Source organism: Helcococcus massiliensis (genome assembly GCF_900258485.1).
GTDB classification, from domain to species: domain Bacteria; phylum Bacillota; class Clostridia; order Tissierellales; family Peptoniphilaceae; genus Helcococcus; species Helcococcus massiliensis.
Window position 1 is genome coordinate 314,288 of record NZ_OGVE01000002.1, and the last position, 13,629, is coordinate 327,916.

16 protein-coding genes are annotated in these 13,629 nt (G+C 32.3%); 4 read left to right on the forward strand and 12 right to left on the reverse strand.

Going from position 1 to position 13,629, the window contains the following annotated elements; all coding sequences use genetic code 11:
• Positions 1-13: 13 nt before the first annotated feature.
• The 6 genes from C4Q29_RS03055 to C4Q29_RS03080 form a co-directional block, all read right to left on the reverse strand.
• The gene (locus C4Q29_RS03055; RefSeq protein WP_103981363.1) at positions 14-826 is read right to left on the reverse strand and encodes a Cof-type HAD-IIB family hydrolase; all 813 of its coding nucleotides are present in this window, start codon (positions 824-826) and stop codon (positions 14-16) included.
• Entirely contained in the window at positions 823-1,632 is an 810-nt protein-coding gene (locus tag C4Q29_RS03060; protein WP_159459197.1) for an HAD family hydrolase, read from the reverse strand. The genes C4Q29_RS03055 and C4Q29_RS03060 overlap by 4 nt, the downstream gene beginning before the upstream one ends.
• Positions 1,633-1,726: 94 nt before the next feature.
• On the reverse strand, positions 1,727-2,260 hold the full coding sequence (locus tag C4Q29_RS03065; protein ID WP_103981365.1) for a hypothetical protein: 534 nt from the start codon (positions 2,258-2,260) through the stop codon (positions 1,727-1,729).
• 198 nt (positions 2,261-2,458) lie between these two features.
• Positions 2,459-2,773 (reverse strand): glutaredoxin, encoded by a 315-nt coding sequence (locus C4Q29_RS03070; RefSeq protein WP_200813108.1) that lies wholly within the window; start codon positions 2,771-2,773, stop codon positions 2,459-2,461.
• Between the two features lie 8 nt (positions 2,774-2,781).
• Positions 2,782-3,228 (reverse strand): hypothetical protein, encoded by a 447-nt coding sequence (locus tag C4Q29_RS03075; RefSeq protein ID WP_103981366.1) that lies wholly within the window; start codon positions 3,226-3,228, stop codon positions 2,782-2,784.
• Between the two features lie 46 nt (positions 3,229-3,274).
• Positions 3,275-3,529: a GlsB/YeaQ/YmgE family stress response membrane protein gene (locus tag C4Q29_RS03080; protein ID WP_103981367.1), complete on the reverse strand. Its 255-nt coding sequence runs from the start codon at positions 3,527-3,529 to the stop codon at positions 3,275-3,277.
• Positions 3,530-3,667: 138 nt separating this feature from the next.
• Here C4Q29_RS03080 and C4Q29_RS03085 point away from each other — a divergent pair, with 138 nt between their 5' ends.
• Positions 3,668-4,732, forward strand: a complete 1,065-nt coding sequence (locus C4Q29_RS03085) for an Mbeg1-like protein (RefSeq protein WP_103981368.1) — start codon at positions 3,668-3,670, stop codon at positions 4,730-4,732.
• A 58-nt stretch (positions 4,733-4,790) separates the two neighbouring features.
• On the opposite strand, the gene C4Q29_RS03090 is transcribed toward C4Q29_RS03085, so the two are convergent.
• The 4 genes from C4Q29_RS03090 to C4Q29_RS03105 all read right to left on the reverse strand — a co-directional run bounded on the left by C4Q29_RS03090 (position 4,791) and on the right by C4Q29_RS03105 (position 7,858).
• Positions 4,791-5,924 (reverse strand): AI-2E family transporter, encoded by a 1,134-nt coding sequence (locus C4Q29_RS03090; RefSeq protein WP_103981369.1) that lies wholly within the window; start codon positions 5,922-5,924, stop codon positions 4,791-4,793.
• On the reverse strand, positions 5,917-6,519 hold the full coding sequence (locus tag C4Q29_RS03095) for an HD domain-containing protein (protein ID WP_103981370.1): 603 nt from the start codon (positions 6,517-6,519) through the stop codon (positions 5,917-5,919). The genes C4Q29_RS03090 and C4Q29_RS03095 overlap by 8 nt, the downstream gene beginning before the upstream one ends.
• Positions 6,520-6,603: 84 nt before the next feature.
• Positions 6,604-7,173, reverse strand: a complete 570-nt coding sequence (locus C4Q29_RS03100) for a uracil-DNA glycosylase family protein (RefSeq protein WP_103981371.1) — start codon at positions 7,171-7,173, stop codon at positions 6,604-6,606.
• Positions 7,174-7,225: 52 nt separating this feature from the next.
• On the reverse strand, positions 7,226-7,858 hold the full coding sequence (locus tag C4Q29_RS03105) for a CadD family cadmium resistance transporter (RefSeq protein WP_103981372.1): 633 nt from the start codon (positions 7,856-7,858) through the stop codon (positions 7,226-7,228).
• Between the two features lie 241 nt (positions 7,859-8,099).
• Between C4Q29_RS03105 and C4Q29_RS03110 the strand changes: the two genes are divergently transcribed.
• Positions 8,100-8,447 (forward strand): phage holin family protein, encoded by a 348-nt coding sequence (locus C4Q29_RS03110; RefSeq protein WP_103981373.1) that lies wholly within the window; start codon positions 8,100-8,102, stop codon positions 8,445-8,447.
• Positions 8,448-8,538: 91 nt separating this feature from the next.
• Here the strand turns inward: C4Q29_RS03110 and C4Q29_RS03115 are convergent, their stop codons facing one another.
• Complete coding sequence (locus C4Q29_RS03115; RefSeq protein WP_103981374.1) at positions 8,539-9,099, reverse strand: GNAT family N-acetyltransferase; 561 nt, start codon at positions 9,097-9,099, stop codon at positions 8,539-8,541.
• A 187-nt stretch (positions 9,100-9,286) separates the two neighbouring features.
• Between C4Q29_RS03115 and C4Q29_RS03120 the strand changes: the two genes are divergently transcribed.
• Positions 9,287-10,657: an MATE family efflux transporter gene (locus C4Q29_RS03120; RefSeq protein WP_200813109.1), complete on the forward strand. Its 1,371-nt coding sequence runs from the start codon at positions 9,287-9,289 to the stop codon at positions 10,655-10,657.
• A gap of 177 nt (positions 10,658-10,834) precedes the next feature.
• On the opposite strand, the gene C4Q29_RS03125 is transcribed toward C4Q29_RS03120, so the two are convergent.
• Positions 10,835-11,494 (reverse strand): SIMPL domain-containing protein, encoded by a 660-nt coding sequence (locus tag C4Q29_RS03125; protein WP_103981376.1) that lies wholly within the window; start codon positions 11,492-11,494, stop codon positions 10,835-10,837.
• Positions 11,495-11,619: 125 nt separating this feature from the next.
• On the opposite strand from C4Q29_RS03125, the gene C4Q29_RS03130 reads away from it, so the two are divergent.
• Positions 11,620-13,227, forward strand: a complete 1,608-nt coding sequence (locus C4Q29_RS03130) for a Na/Pi cotransporter family protein (RefSeq protein ID WP_103981377.1) — start codon at positions 11,620-11,622, stop codon at positions 13,225-13,227.
• Positions 13,228-13,629: the final 402 nt, after the last annotated feature.

A 13,629-nucleotide genomic window follows, 5' to 3' on the forward strand; every position in this document is an offset into this window, starting at 1 on the left:
CTTTGTCAATTAATTATTTATTTAATAAATATTTTTCTAAATAGGCAGCTATGCCATCTTCGTTGTTAGTCAAGGTAACATAGTCAGCAGCTTCTTTTAAACTATCAATGGCATTTCCCATAGCAACACCTACTCCTGCCATTTTAATCATTGACATATCGTTATCCTGGTCTCCAAAGGCAATTATATTTTCCTGGTCTATTCCTAAGTATTCTGCTATTTCTAACAGGGCATGACCCTTACTTACATCCTTTGGCATGATTTCATAATAATAAGTTTCTGAATACATTTGAGAAGTTTGGTCTCCATACTTATCCATTAATAATTTTGCAGGTTTAGAAATTGTATTTTCATCTTGAGCAAAAAGAATATTATGTGGTCTAAAGTCAATATTTTTAGCAAGGTCCTTATCCAAAATAACTTCACTATCAGAATTTTTTTCTATAACTTCGGCTAATTTATAGGTTTCTTCTTTATTTGAATATATTTGATCTCCCCTATAAATCATATAGTCCATGCCAATATCTTCACTGTAAGTTAGAATGTCTCTTACTAAATCAATCTCCAAGAAATGTTCAATCACTCTTTCTTTGGTTTTCATATCAACAACAATAGTCCCATTTTGTGCTGATATATAGGATTCATACTTGTCCATTTCTAATTCATAAGCATAGCCTTCAATACCTGAAGGAGATCTTCCTGAAGAAATTACAAGCTTGTGTCCTTCTTTTTGAGCTTGGATCAAAGCCTCTTTTGTTCTTTTAGTTATTTTATAATCACTATTTATCAATGTTCCATCTATATCTACCGCAATTAATTTTCTCATTTATCCTCCAAAAATCTTTCTAAATATATTCCTACTCCATTTTTGTTATTTGATGGAATTATAAAGTCCACTTGGTCCTTTATTTTTTTACTTGCATTATTTACAGCTATAGCTTGGCCAGCTTTTTTCATCATAGGAATATCATTTCCTTGGTTTCCTATAGCTATGGTGTTTGACATATCTATATTTTCAAGCTTAGCTAAATACTCCAAAGCCGTCCCCTTGTCTGAACCTGCTGGTGTCAATTCTATAGAAATAATCGAAGACATGGATATAGAAATTTTACCAGCAAATTTCTTTTCCAGTTTTTCCCACACCTTTAACAATTTAGATTTTGTATCATTTATCAAAATCTTATTCACATGTAGGTTTTTAGCAAAAAGAGCATCAATGTCAAAAGTCTTTTTACCATTTAACTTCCTATAAAGGGAGAATGGTAGGTAAGTCTTCTTGGAAACATATTGTTCCCTTGGCCTTAAAAATGTAAAATCCAAGTTCAATTCTTCTAAATAGTTTTTAATTTCAAGGGCCAATTCTGGATCAAAAAAGCTTTCCCTTATTATTTGGTCTTCCTTGCAAGAATATACCAAGCCACCATTGTAGGCACCTATGTAGCCACCGTAAGTATCAAGTTTAGCTTTTTTGGCAAAGTCTGTGACATTTACTATATCTCTTCCCGTTAAAAATGCAATCTTGTGTCCCTCTGCTTGGATCTTGAGTAAAGCATCGATATTTCTCTGAGTCAGTTTCTTATTCCAAGTCAAAAGGGTGCCATCCAAGTCGATAGCAAAAAATTTTTTCTCCACTATAATTCCTCTTCTCATTCTTATTAATTTAATCTTATCATAAGGGATATGATAATAAAAAAAATGCTACAAGATATTATCTTGCAGCATCATTTTAATGGTCTTCGCCTTCATATTCTTTTACTTCTAAATCCGGATCTATCTTAGTAGGATCTTCATAGCTTATGTATTCTGTCCCATCTTCCATTTTTATATGCCAATGGTCACCATGCTTATAAACTCCCACTATCCCCTTGGACCCCTCAGACTTAACTGGTGGAAAATCAACCGCAGGCTTGTCAAACATTTGTAGACTTGTCCCATCCTTCATTTCTACTTGGTAGAAGCTGGCAAATTCCTTGTATTTTTCAACCTTGCTAGGGTCGTAGTCTTTTACAATTTTATTGTCGAAGGTAAGCAAAAGATTGTTGTCAGATTTCTTCAAAGCTTCATAATCTTCTTTTTCCACAACAAATAGCTTATCCTTATATTCAATATTTACATTGTCTTTATTTTTTAATACTTGTACATTTTCTTTATTTCCATTTATAAACAAGTCTTCTTGGCTTATTTTACTGTCACTTTCAGTCTTAGCACAGCCAACTAGAACAGCCATTAAAAGTATGAATATCACTAAATTCTTTTTCATTTTATCTCCTTATTGGTAATGATTATCAATACCAATACATGATAATAATTTTACTTTACTTTGTCAAGATAAAAAGAAAAACACTTGTCTAAAGAATGTTCTTACGTTTTTCTCGCAAAAAACAATTCAGTAGAAAGTGTTTTTCCAAAAATATTATAGAAAGACAGAGGTCTAGTGCTCTCTCATTTAAATGTTATATTAGCAGCCGCCACCATCAATGGAACAAGTTTGCGCACCTGGTTCCATATCTTCTTCTTTTCTTGGTGCTACTCCTTCAAGCTTGTGAACATCAAATTCAATGCTGCCATCATCTAGCAAGAATGCTGGAACTCCAGCCTTACCATTTTCCTTTATACTAGCAAATTCTTCCTTGCTATCTCTTAAGGATAAAAATTCTTTTAGATTTTTCATGTTAGCTACTATATCTACATATTCAACATTTATATTGTTTTCTCTTAAAATCTTGTCAGCATAAACTGTGTCAGGACACATCATTGTTCCGTAAAATTTCATATCCACCTCTAAATTTTTAATTTCTTCTTTATCTTTATAAAATTAGCTTCATACTTGTCATCATAGCTTTGCCTGATGGCTCTACGCTTTGTTACAAATACTACATCTATCTTGTCATCTTTGTTGTATTCAAACTTCATCTCTTGGACATCGGCCCATTTATTTAACCTGGCTATAGATAAAATAAAAGATTTTTCAACTACTCCTTTATTTACCACACCTCTTGCGAGTATAGAGCTTAGGTAGTAGATAACAAAAACTATAGCTAGACCATAATTGGCCAAGTTTCTTTCCAAAATGTAGATGAATGAAACTCCAATCAAGGCTAGCATTATGATGAATGCTATCAAGTGACTTAATTCTAATGAAGCCCTTATTTTCAAATTTACATAATAATTTAAGTTATATATAGCTATGAATGTAAAACACACTATTAAAGCCAATCTAATAATCATATATCACCTCTTGGCTATTATAGCATAGCTAAGGACCTTATAAAATCTATTTTCTAGATCTGAAAAAGTCTAGTAACCACAATAGGATTACCGCACCTAGTACGGAAATTGCTATACCACCTATTGACCAGTCTGATGTTGCTTGAAGGCCAATCAATCCGGCAACAAAGTTACCAATCACACCACCAATTATACCAACTATAATGTTAGCAAGTGCTCCCATTTCAGCGTCTCTGTTCATGATAATACTTGCTAGCCAGCCTGCTAAGGCTCCTAATAATATACTTGAAATCCAACCCATAATTAACTCCTTTATATTTAAATTGTTTTTCTTATGTAATTTATTTTTACCCCGAGCATTTTTATATAAACATATTTAATATAAAAAACTATTTATTTTATCTATAATTTCTGCTATTATCTAGCTTAAGGAGACATTATGAATATCATAGAATACATAAAAGAAAATAAAAATAATACTTTTGAAGACAAACATTTTAACGATGTAGACGCCCTTATTTTGGCGCAGTTTTCCTATTCTTACTTAGAAAACTTCCATAGAAAATGGGGAAAAGAATTCAAAATACATATGCTTGACCAAGAAGACATCAAAAATTCTGCCCAGTTTTCCTTGACAGAGGATGAGGAAGAAGATTTTATGAATGCCTTAAAAGATTCTGATAGGTTCAAAGACTTGGAGATTGTAGATATTGAAAAAGCTGAAGAATGTCAGTTTTTCGCCTATACTGCACGAATTGATAACAACACTCTGGCTGTTGTTTATAGGGGGACTGACGCCTCCTTTGACGGTTGGTTTGAAAGCTTATCCATGGCCTTTGACGAAGAAATCCCTGCACAAATAAAAGCAAAGGATTATTTGAAAAAAATTGGAGATAAATTCGATGATAATATCATTGTTATTGGGCATTCCAAGGGAGGTAACTTCGCAGTTTTTGCAAGTTCCATCCAAGACAAGTCCCTACAAGATAGGATTGAACTAGTTTACGACTTTGACGGACCGGGATTTTTGGACGAATTTTACCAAAGACCAGACTACAGCCCTATAAACGAAAAGATAAAAAAATTCATTCCTAAAAAATCTTTATTTGGACTCTTATTGAGAAGCGATAGTAATCCTATAATAATATCTAGCGAAGGTCTTATGGTTTGGCAACATTCCCCATTCACTTGGTTTATCGAAGATAACCATATTGAGAATGAAGGTGAATTGTCAGACCTTAGTCTACACACAAGAAATGTAGCTTCCAACCTTTTAAAATCTTATGATAAGGAAGAAAGAAAAGCTGTGCTTGTCGCCTTACATGACTTGTTTGAAAATGTAGAAGCTGACAATATGGTTGACTTGTTTAACCACAAATTATCAAGCCTCTTCCAAATTTTCAAACATATGAATAATAAAGATAATGAAAATATGCAAGTTTTGAAAGATGTTGCATCTGACCTCTTCCATCTTATTAAGGATGAAGCGAAAATAGATTTATAAAAAATCAGCCCCTGCAAGTTAATCCTAAAACTAACTTGCAGGGGCTGTTCCTTATTCTTTATTCTTTACTTGCTACTCTTTTCTTTACATCTCTTCTAATTATCTTGTATAATCCTGCCATTAATGGTACAAATAGCAACATTCCTAAAGGTCCCGCTATGGCCCCACCAACTATAACTGCTACAAAGGTCCAAACTCCTGGCAAACCTACACTGTCTCCAACAAGTTTTGGATAGATAAGGTTACTTTCAAATTGTTGGACTATTATCAGGGCAATTAAGAATATAATGGCTTGGTTAAAGTTTACTGCAGCTATCATCAAGACACCTATGGCACCCCCTATTAGGGAACCAAGCATCGGTATCAAGGCTGTAACTGCTACCACAACTGATACAGTCATAGCATATGGTAATTTAAGTAAGAGCATTACTCCATATAAAATCAAACCTATTACTATGGCATCTATAAATTGGCCCTTGAAAAAGGCAGAGAACTTTTCATCCATTATTCTTAAAAAGTTAAGAATCTTTTCATATTTTCTTTCTGGCAAATAAGCCTTCATTGTCAATTTAATATTTCTTGATAAACTTTCCTTGCTAGCTAAAATATAGACAGCTATTATCAAAGAAGTAAAGCCAGTAACTATGGTCCCTAAAACTGTAGAAACAACATTAAAAGTAGATCCTATAAAACCACCTATATTTGACCTAGCATATTCTCCTATCTTTGCTTGATAATTGGACCAATTCCCAGCTACATGACCAATTTCATCTTTTAAGTACATTTTAATTTCTGATTCTTCTGGATTTTTCATTACCCATGCATAAATTTCATCTAATAATTTAGGAATATTTTCCCCTATTATTTTTATAGAATTATATATTTGTGGAATTATCAATGATAAAACTAACATTATAAGTACTATGATAAATATGAATGAAAGCAGCATTGATAAGGGTCTTATAAATTTCTGGAATTTTTCATTTTTAATTCTGTTGAAAACTTTCTTTTCTAAAACATCCATTATTAAATTCCATATATAAGCCATTCCTAAGGCTAAAATAATAGGAAACAGCATATTATATGACCATTTTATAAAGTTCAGCACATTGTGAAAATACACAACAAATAAGATGGCTGAAGCTAAAATTAATAGCCTAATGATAAATTCTCTTCTTCCTGATTTATTCATTACCCCCTCCTAATCCGATATCATCTATTAAAAAGCCTTTTTCTACAGACTTTTCAACCTCATCTTTTATATATGAATATATTTTTTCATTGAAGTCCTTGATAGGTTTGATCCTTTCAAAAACTTGAGAAATTTTAACTTGGTTTACCTTCCAAGTTCCTCCGTCGTTTCGGTAAATATTACTCAATATAGGTTGCAACCTATCCATGGCCACTGCAAACTTAGCTTCATTGGTTTGTCTTTCTTCAAATTCTAACCATAGTGATTCTAAAAGTTTGCTATTATTTTCTGACAAGTATTCTTTAAGCTTGTCCATGGCATCTTTCTCTCTTTGAAACTGGCCCACTTTCCTATCTTCATTGTAGGCATAGGTGTCGCCTGCAAAAATCTCAACATAATCGTGGATTAAAAGCATCTTCACAACTTTATTTATATCAACCTCGATGTCTGAGATTTCTTCTAGAAATATAGCCATACTTGCTACATGGAAGGAATGTTCGGCGTCATTCTCTTTCCTATCTTCTCCGATAATCTTGGTTTGTCTATATATTTTTTTCATTTCTTCAAGTAAAACTACAAATCTTAATTCTTCCATTTTTTACCTACTTTAAATTATTATATGTATATATTATAAGACTAAATAAATTATTTTGCAGATAAATATTCTTCTTTTAATATACTATAAACTTTTAACTATTTTCTTTAACTCTGGTAAAGCTTCTTCTTTGAAAAATGCATTCTTAGCCATCCATCTGTTGTTTAATGGACTTGGGTGGACTATTGGGAAGAATGTTGGTAAGTATTCATTAAAACTTCTTACGGTTTCTGTAAGATTTCTTTTGAATTTATCCTTTAGGTAAAACTTCTGTGCATAGGCTCCTATCAAGATTGTCAATTTAACATCTTTAAGCTCTTTGAGTAAAAGAGGATGGTATTCCTCAGATATAAATTTTCTAGGCGCCTTGTCCCCACTCTTTGCCTTGCCTGGAAAATAAAAATCCATGGGAATTATAGAAAAATCTTTACCATGTAAGGTATCCATGTTTATACCAAGCCAGTCAACTAGGTTTTCGCCACTTTTGTCATTAAATAAAATTCCACTTTCTTCTACTTTTTTGCCTGGTGCTTGGCCAATTATCAAAATCTTAGAGTCTTTATTAAACTGAAAAATTGGACCTATTCCCCTATCAGTATATTCTTTATTTCTAGGGTCATTTTTTAGTTTTTCAATTATATCTTTTTCTTTCATTTAAACTCCTCATTAATTTTCTTAAAGCAATCAGGTATTGCATCAATAATTATTATACAAATAAGCTATATAAAACTTTAAATACATTGTTATTATACATAATGAATATTCCAAGCGGTATAAACACTAATGGAACAATGATTCTTTCATACTTTTCAATAGTTTCAGATATAAATGGGATTTTAGATATAAAGCTACTTAATTCACATAGACCTATAATACCAATAGCAAAAATTATAAGTGATACAAGTATATTTACCCAATCAAGGGATGCAAAAAATGGAATATATACTCCTAAATTGTCTCCTCCAGAAGCTATGGTAAGCAAGGCAACAGTTAAAAACAATTTTCTAGACTTGCTAGCTTCTAATTTTTCCATCACTTCCTTACTTTCATCCTCTTTCTCATCTTCATCACCTTCACCTAATAAAGCAAATTTTATTCCTAGGTAAATTGGTATCAGTCCTAACAGTCCTATCATCCAATCTTTCGGCAAAAAATTGACTGCGTAGGCAATTAAGAGACTTACTAAAACTAAAATTCCTGTTCCTATATATTGCCCCAAATAAATATGAAATCTTTTATTTTTAACATGTGACTGTCCAAAGAGTATAGTTAATATCAGTAAATAATCTATACTTGTTGACACAAATACACCTATTGATGAAATAATCGTTTCTAACATATAAATATTCCTTCTTTCTATTTTTATATATAAGAATCATTTTAACATTAAAATATATTTATAGAAACAACTTTTATCCCATATGATTTTAATTTATCTATTAAGATCTCCAAACCTATCTTTACTAAATCTATTCGCTCTAGATTATAAATGTTTAGAAAAATTATATTTGGTTATATATATAACGTGACATAAATTAAATTTAAATAATTATTGGTCACGAACAATTATTGGAGGAATTATGAATAAGAAAGAACAAACAGGAATTATAGGATTTATAGCAAGATTAGTTGTATCCATGATAGTTATAGCTATAACTAATATACTAGTACCAGGAATGTCAAACCAAGGTGGACTTGGTAATTTAGCTCTAATCGCTATTGTAATAGCAGTAATCGACTATTTGCTAGCTAGATTTTTAGGATTATCAAAAGCCGCTTCTGGTTTAACAGGATTCTTAGTAATGGCATTAGTTTTATACCTATCAGGTAAGGTATTAGACAACTTTAGTGTATCTATATTAGGTGCATTAATTGGTGGTTTAGTTTATGGTGTAGTAGACTCTATCATACCTGGAGATAGACTATAAAATTATAATTTATAAAATATATTATCGGAGCTGTTGATATTAATCTTCAGCTCCGATTTTTTATGGAAACTATATTATAAGACTAAATAAATTATTTTTCAGATAAATATTCTTCTCTTAATATACTATAAACTTTTATATCAACTAAGGATCCTCTATGGTTTTTCATATCTTGTCTTAGACAGCCCTCATAAGTCAAACCAGACTTCAACATGACCTTGCCTGAGTTTGGATTTTCTACATCGTGCATTGCTTCAATCTTATTTACTTCAACTTCATCGAATAGATATTTTATAATCTCTTCAAAAGCTTCATGGACATAGCCATTCCCCCAATAATCATAACCAATCACATATCCAATTTCGACAGACTCAATATCTTCATCAAGGTCAACTACAGAAATAGTCCCTATTACTTCATCATCTTTTAGGCAAATAGCCCATTGGTAAAAATTATCATTTTTATAGCCATCTATCCATTCGGATAAAATCTTTTCTGTAACTTCTAAACTCTTGTGTTTCGGCCAGGTTACATACTTGCAAACTCTTTCATCAGATGTCCAATTTTTGTAGCTTGGTTTGATATCGTCTTTTGTGAATCTTCTTAAAATTAATCTCTTAGTTTCTAGATTTTTTGTTCCTTTGTGTTTCATAGTAACCTCTTTAACTTTGTGATTTTAGTTAATAATTATATAAGTACTATTTTAACATTTAAATATATTTATATATACTACAGCTAAATAAATTCTTGGAAGTTTGAAATTATATAACTACATATAAATCTTATTTTAGATATAATAATACTTAGACAAATCAACGAGGTGAGATATGATAAAAAAGATGAAAAATAAAAATTTATTCAATATAGATGTGGATTTGATCAACGGTCCTATACTTAAGTCCCTATTAATATTCTCTATCCCCCTATTAATATCTAGTGTTTTCCAACAATTATATAGTTTCTTCGATACCATGATTGTCGGAAATTATCTAGGAGATAGTAAGCTTGCAGCCGTTGGTGCAAGTACGCCAATATTTGAATTACTTATTGGTTTTGCAATAGGTATAGGTAATGGACTTTCTATTGTAGCAGCTCGAAGTTTTGGATCAAAAGATAAAGAATTACTTAAAAAATCAGTTGCAACTTCCATAGTTATAGGCTTAGTTTCTTCAGTAATAATCAGCATCTTGGGCTTGTTGACTATCAAACCCATTCTTACTGTTTTAAATACACCTGACCACATATTAAACGATTCTTACAGATACATATATTGGATAGCCCTGTTCACCCCAGTAATGTTTTTATACAACCTATGCGCAGGTTTACTAAGGGCAATTGGTAACTCCTTTATGCCCCTTGTATTTTTAATAATCTCATCATTATTAAATATAGTATTAGATATATTCCTTATCTCTAATTTAAATATGGGAATAGAAGGTGCAGCCATTGCCACTGTAATAGCTCAAGGAGTCTCGGTTGTTTTATCAATAATTTATATTTTGAAAAATGAGGAAATATTAAGACCTCAGAAAGCCCACTTTACTCCAGATAATCAGCTATACAAAGATATGTTGTCCCAAGGTCTCTCAATGGGCTTTATGAGCTCTATAGTTTCAATAGGATCTGTAATACTTCAATACGGCATCAACGGACTGGGATATTTAACCGTAGCAGGACATATATCCGCAAGAAAAGTTTATACCCTATTTAATATCCCATTCTTATCCATGGCCTTGTCCATATCTACTTTTGTTCCACAAAATATAGGGGCTAAAAAATATAAAAGAATAAGAGATGGGTTAAAAATAGCCTTTATTTATGATTTAATAATGTCGGCTATAGTAAGTATATTACTTTTACTATTTTCAAGAGATTTAATAAGAATAATATCAGGATCAGACAACCCAATAATCCTAGACAATGGATCCTTATATTTAAAAATAGTTGGACCTTTCTATGCTGTATTGGGAATACTCCTACAAACTAGGTTTGCCCTCCAAGGACTAGGCAAGAAGATATTGCCACTTATCTCAAGCGTCATAGAATTGATCGGAAAAATACTATTTGTGCAAATATTTATCCCAAAACATGGTTATCTTGCAGTAATTTTCTGTGAGCCTGTAATCTGGGTCGTGATGACTATCCAGCTACTGTATAGTTTTTATACGAATGAATATATAAGGGAATCGAGGAGTGAAAAGGTTCGTTAAAGTATTTGGCAAGTTTTCATTCCAGTGTTTGGCGATTTTTGATTAGATAATTCTTCGCCAACAATTACTAAATTTTTACTTTAAATACATTTAAAATAAAAACCCCTCCATCCATATTCCGGATTTTGGGGTTCAGGTCAGAGCTTAAAGCTAGTGTGTCATTTTGTATATTTATGATTATTCAATATTCCAAGTTATCTCAATATCTTCACTGATTTCTATCTCATCTGCGTCAATATCTATATTATAAGATCGTGCCATACTCATAGAATCATAAACCATCATATCTAATCCGACTTTATCAAAGGAATAGTTAATGCTTCTTATGTCTAAAAGTTTTACTCCAGAAGTTTCAGCAATTATGTCAGCCTTTCTTTTTGCCTGCTCAACAGCCTTTGCTAGGGCTTCTTCTTGATATTTCACCTTGTCTTTTAAGTCATATCTGACATTAAAGTCCACATCTAAGCCACTCTTTGATACTTCATAAATCAATTTACCTAAGACTTTATTATCATTAGCAAATTCAATAAAGGACTTGTGTCTATACCTGTAACCCACTAATATCCTTTTCCTTGTGCCATCTTCTTTTTCTTTGTATTCGTATTCTGGCTCTACTGATAAGGAATCAGTTTTTAATTTTTTCCTATCAAATCCAGCTTCTTCTACCAAGTCTTTGATTTTCACAGTAAGTTCAGCAGATTTTCTGACTGCCTCTTCGTAGTCTTCACATACTTTTGAGGCTTGTAGGTAAAATAATATTAAATCAGGCCTTACAAATATGCTAGTTTCTCCTGTTACTCTTAAGGTTTTCATTTGATCTCCAAATAAATTCTCCATGCTAGCTCCTTTTAAAATATTCTTACTATAAATAGGATATACCCCTATTTAACAAAATCTAATTATATCTTTTACTTAAATTTTACATATGTTATACTTTACATGTAATAATTTTAGGAGGAAGTATGATGATGATACCCATGCTTTTGGGAGGACTTGCCTTATTCATTTACGGCATGGACCAGATGGGTCAGGGATTAGAGCTTTTAGCAGGAAATAAGCTTCAATCCATCCTTGAAAAGCTAACTAGTAATAGAATTTTAGGTATTCTGATCGGGGCCTTAGTGACTGCTATAGTACAGTCTTCTTCAGCTACAACTGTTATGGCTGTAGGCTTTGTTAGTTCTAAGCTAATCACCCTAAATCAAGCCATATACATAGTTATGGGGGCCAACATTGGTACAACAGTAACCGGCCTCATTCTTACACTTGATATCGATCTTGTCGCACCTATAGTAGCCTTTATAGGTATGATAATGATGCTATTTATGAAGAAAAGAAAAATTAAATATACAGGTACAATCCTATTTGGATTTGGTGTACTTTTCATGGGAATGAAGCTTATGGGAGATGCGGTAAAACCTCTGTCCACAAATCAGGACTTTGTAAACTTACTCGCAATTTCTAAAAATCCACTTATAGGTATTCTTACAGGTGCTATATTTACAGCAATTATCCAATCTTCATCAGCTACAACAGGTATTTTAATTGCCTTTGCTGCTAATGGAGTAATCACCTTTGAATCTACCTTCTATTTAATTTTGGGTTCAAACATTGGTACTTGTATCACATCAATGCTTGCAACATTAAATTCAAGCAAGGATGCTAAAAGGGTGGCAGTTGCCCATGTAACCTTTAACGTAATAGGAACAATTGTATTTACAATATTTTCATTGATATTCCCTATTACAGATTGGTTCAAGGCCTTCACACCAGATGTTACAAGGCAGATAGCATTCTTACACACTGTATTTAATATTGCTACTACTATAATGTTGATTCCATTTACAGGCATGTTAGCTGCTATAGCTAAGAGAGTGGTACCAGGTGTGGATGAAAGAGACAAGCAATTGACCTTGATGTATATCAACCCTGATAACTACAGGGAAACCATTCCTACAATTGCTGCAGTAAAACAAGAAACCTTAAGAATGTATGATTACGCCAAAGAAAACTTTGACCTAGCTATCAAGGATTTGATGGATAGGAAATTGGATCTTGGAACTAAGATTCAATACAACGAAGAAATAATCGACTACTTAAATAGACAGATAACAAATGTTTCTGTTAAAGCCTTACAAGATAACTTGAACAAGGCACAATATAGGCAACTTTCATACTATATCAAGATAAGTTCAAATATTGAAAGACTAGGTGACTACGCCTACAATCTAATGAAACTTTCTAATAGACTAGAAACTGAAGACTTGACTTTCTCAGATATTTCTAAGAATGAATTGACAGAAGTAATAAGCGAGTTGGAAGATCTCTTTAATATAGTAAGAGACAACTTGGAAGAAAATGATTTCGATATGAAATCCATCAAAACCAAGGCTTATAGCATTAGCGATTCAACACGTAGAAATAGGGACAATTCAATCCAACGTATCAGACACGAGATATGCGATCCAGAATCTGGACTTATCTACGACAAGGCTTATACCTACATTTTAAGATTGAAAGACCACTTACTAAACATCGCTAACCAGCACGAAGATATATTTGTGTATTAATAAAATGGAGCCAGCTGAAGATTCAGCTGGCTTCTTTTTTGATTTTATGCTGGTTTTGGGATTTTGGGGCTTGGAATTTAGGTTTTGGATTCTGAGATTTTGGGTTTGGGATTTGGTTTTGGGATTTTGGTTTGAGGAATGTGGGCTAATTTGGGCTTGTTCTCTTCTTCCAGCTGGGAAGTGGCGCAAAAGATGTGAAAAGTCCAAATTTGAGCCAACTTTGCTAGGAATTTTGGCTCAGATTTGAAGTTAAGGATAATTTTGCGCCATTCTCTGTTTCACTTTATCTGCAAAATGGAGCAAAAGTTGAAAAAAGTTTGATTTTGAGCCATTACTACTAGAAAGTTTGGCGCAGATTTGAAAAGAAAGTCGTTTATGCGCCATCTTATTTTTAATTTCAAC

Bases quoted from the DNA above. Each gene is read 5' to 3' on its own strand.
- C4Q29_RS03055 (WP_103981363.1), bottom strand. From the start codon at position 826: ATGAGAAAATTAATTGCGGTAGATATAGATGGAACATTGATAAATAGT.
- C4Q29_RS03100 (WP_103981371.1), bottom strand. From the start codon at position 7,173: ATGAAAGAAAAAGATATAATTGAAAAACTAAAAAATGACCCTAGAAAT.
- C4Q29_RS03075 (WP_103981366.1), bottom strand. From the start codon at position 3,228: ATGATTATTAGATTGGCTTTAATAGTGTGTTTTACATTCATAGCTATA.
- C4Q29_RS03130 (WP_103981377.1), top strand. From the start codon at position 11,620: ATGATGATGATACCCATGCTTTTGGGAGGACTTGCCTTATTCATTTAC.
- C4Q29_RS03090 (WP_103981369.1), bottom strand. From the start codon at position 5,924: ATGAATAAATCAGGAAGAAGAGAATTTATCATTAGGCTATTAATTTTA.
- C4Q29_RS03070 (WP_200813108.1), bottom strand. From the start codon at position 2,773: ATGAAATTTTACGGAACAATGATGTGTCCTGACACAGTTTATGCTGAC.
- C4Q29_RS03085 (WP_103981368.1), top strand. From the start codon at position 3,668: ATGAATATCATAGAATACATAAAAGAAAATAAAAATAATACTTTTGAA.
- C4Q29_RS03065 (WP_103981365.1), bottom strand. From the start codon at position 2,260: ATGAAAAAGAATTTAGTGATATTCATACTTTTAATGGCTGTTCTAGTT.
- C4Q29_RS03095 (WP_103981370.1), bottom strand. From the start codon at position 6,519: ATGGAAGAATTAAGATTTGTAGTTTTACTTGAAGAAATGAAAAAAATA.
- C4Q29_RS03080 (WP_103981367.1), bottom strand. From the start codon at position 3,529: ATGGGTTGGATTTCAAGTATATTATTAGGAGCCTTAGCAGGCTGGCTA.
- C4Q29_RS03125 (WP_103981376.1), bottom strand. From the start codon at position 11,494: ATGGAGAATTTATTTGGAGATCAAATGAAAACCTTAAGAGTAACAGGA.
- C4Q29_RS03115 (WP_103981374.1), bottom strand. From the start codon at position 9,099: ATGAAACACAAAGGAACAAAAAATCTAGAAACTAAGAGATTAATTTTA.
- C4Q29_RS03105 (WP_103981372.1), bottom strand. From the start codon at position 7,858: ATGTTAGAAACGATTATTTCATCAATAGGTGTATTTGTGTCAACAAGT.
- C4Q29_RS03110 (WP_103981373.1), top strand. From the start codon at position 8,100: ATGAATAAGAAAGAACAAACAGGAATTATAGGATTTATAGCAAGATTA.
- C4Q29_RS03120 (WP_200813109.1), top strand. From the start codon at position 9,287: ATGAAAAATAAAAATTTATTCAATATAGATGTGGATTTGATCAACGGT.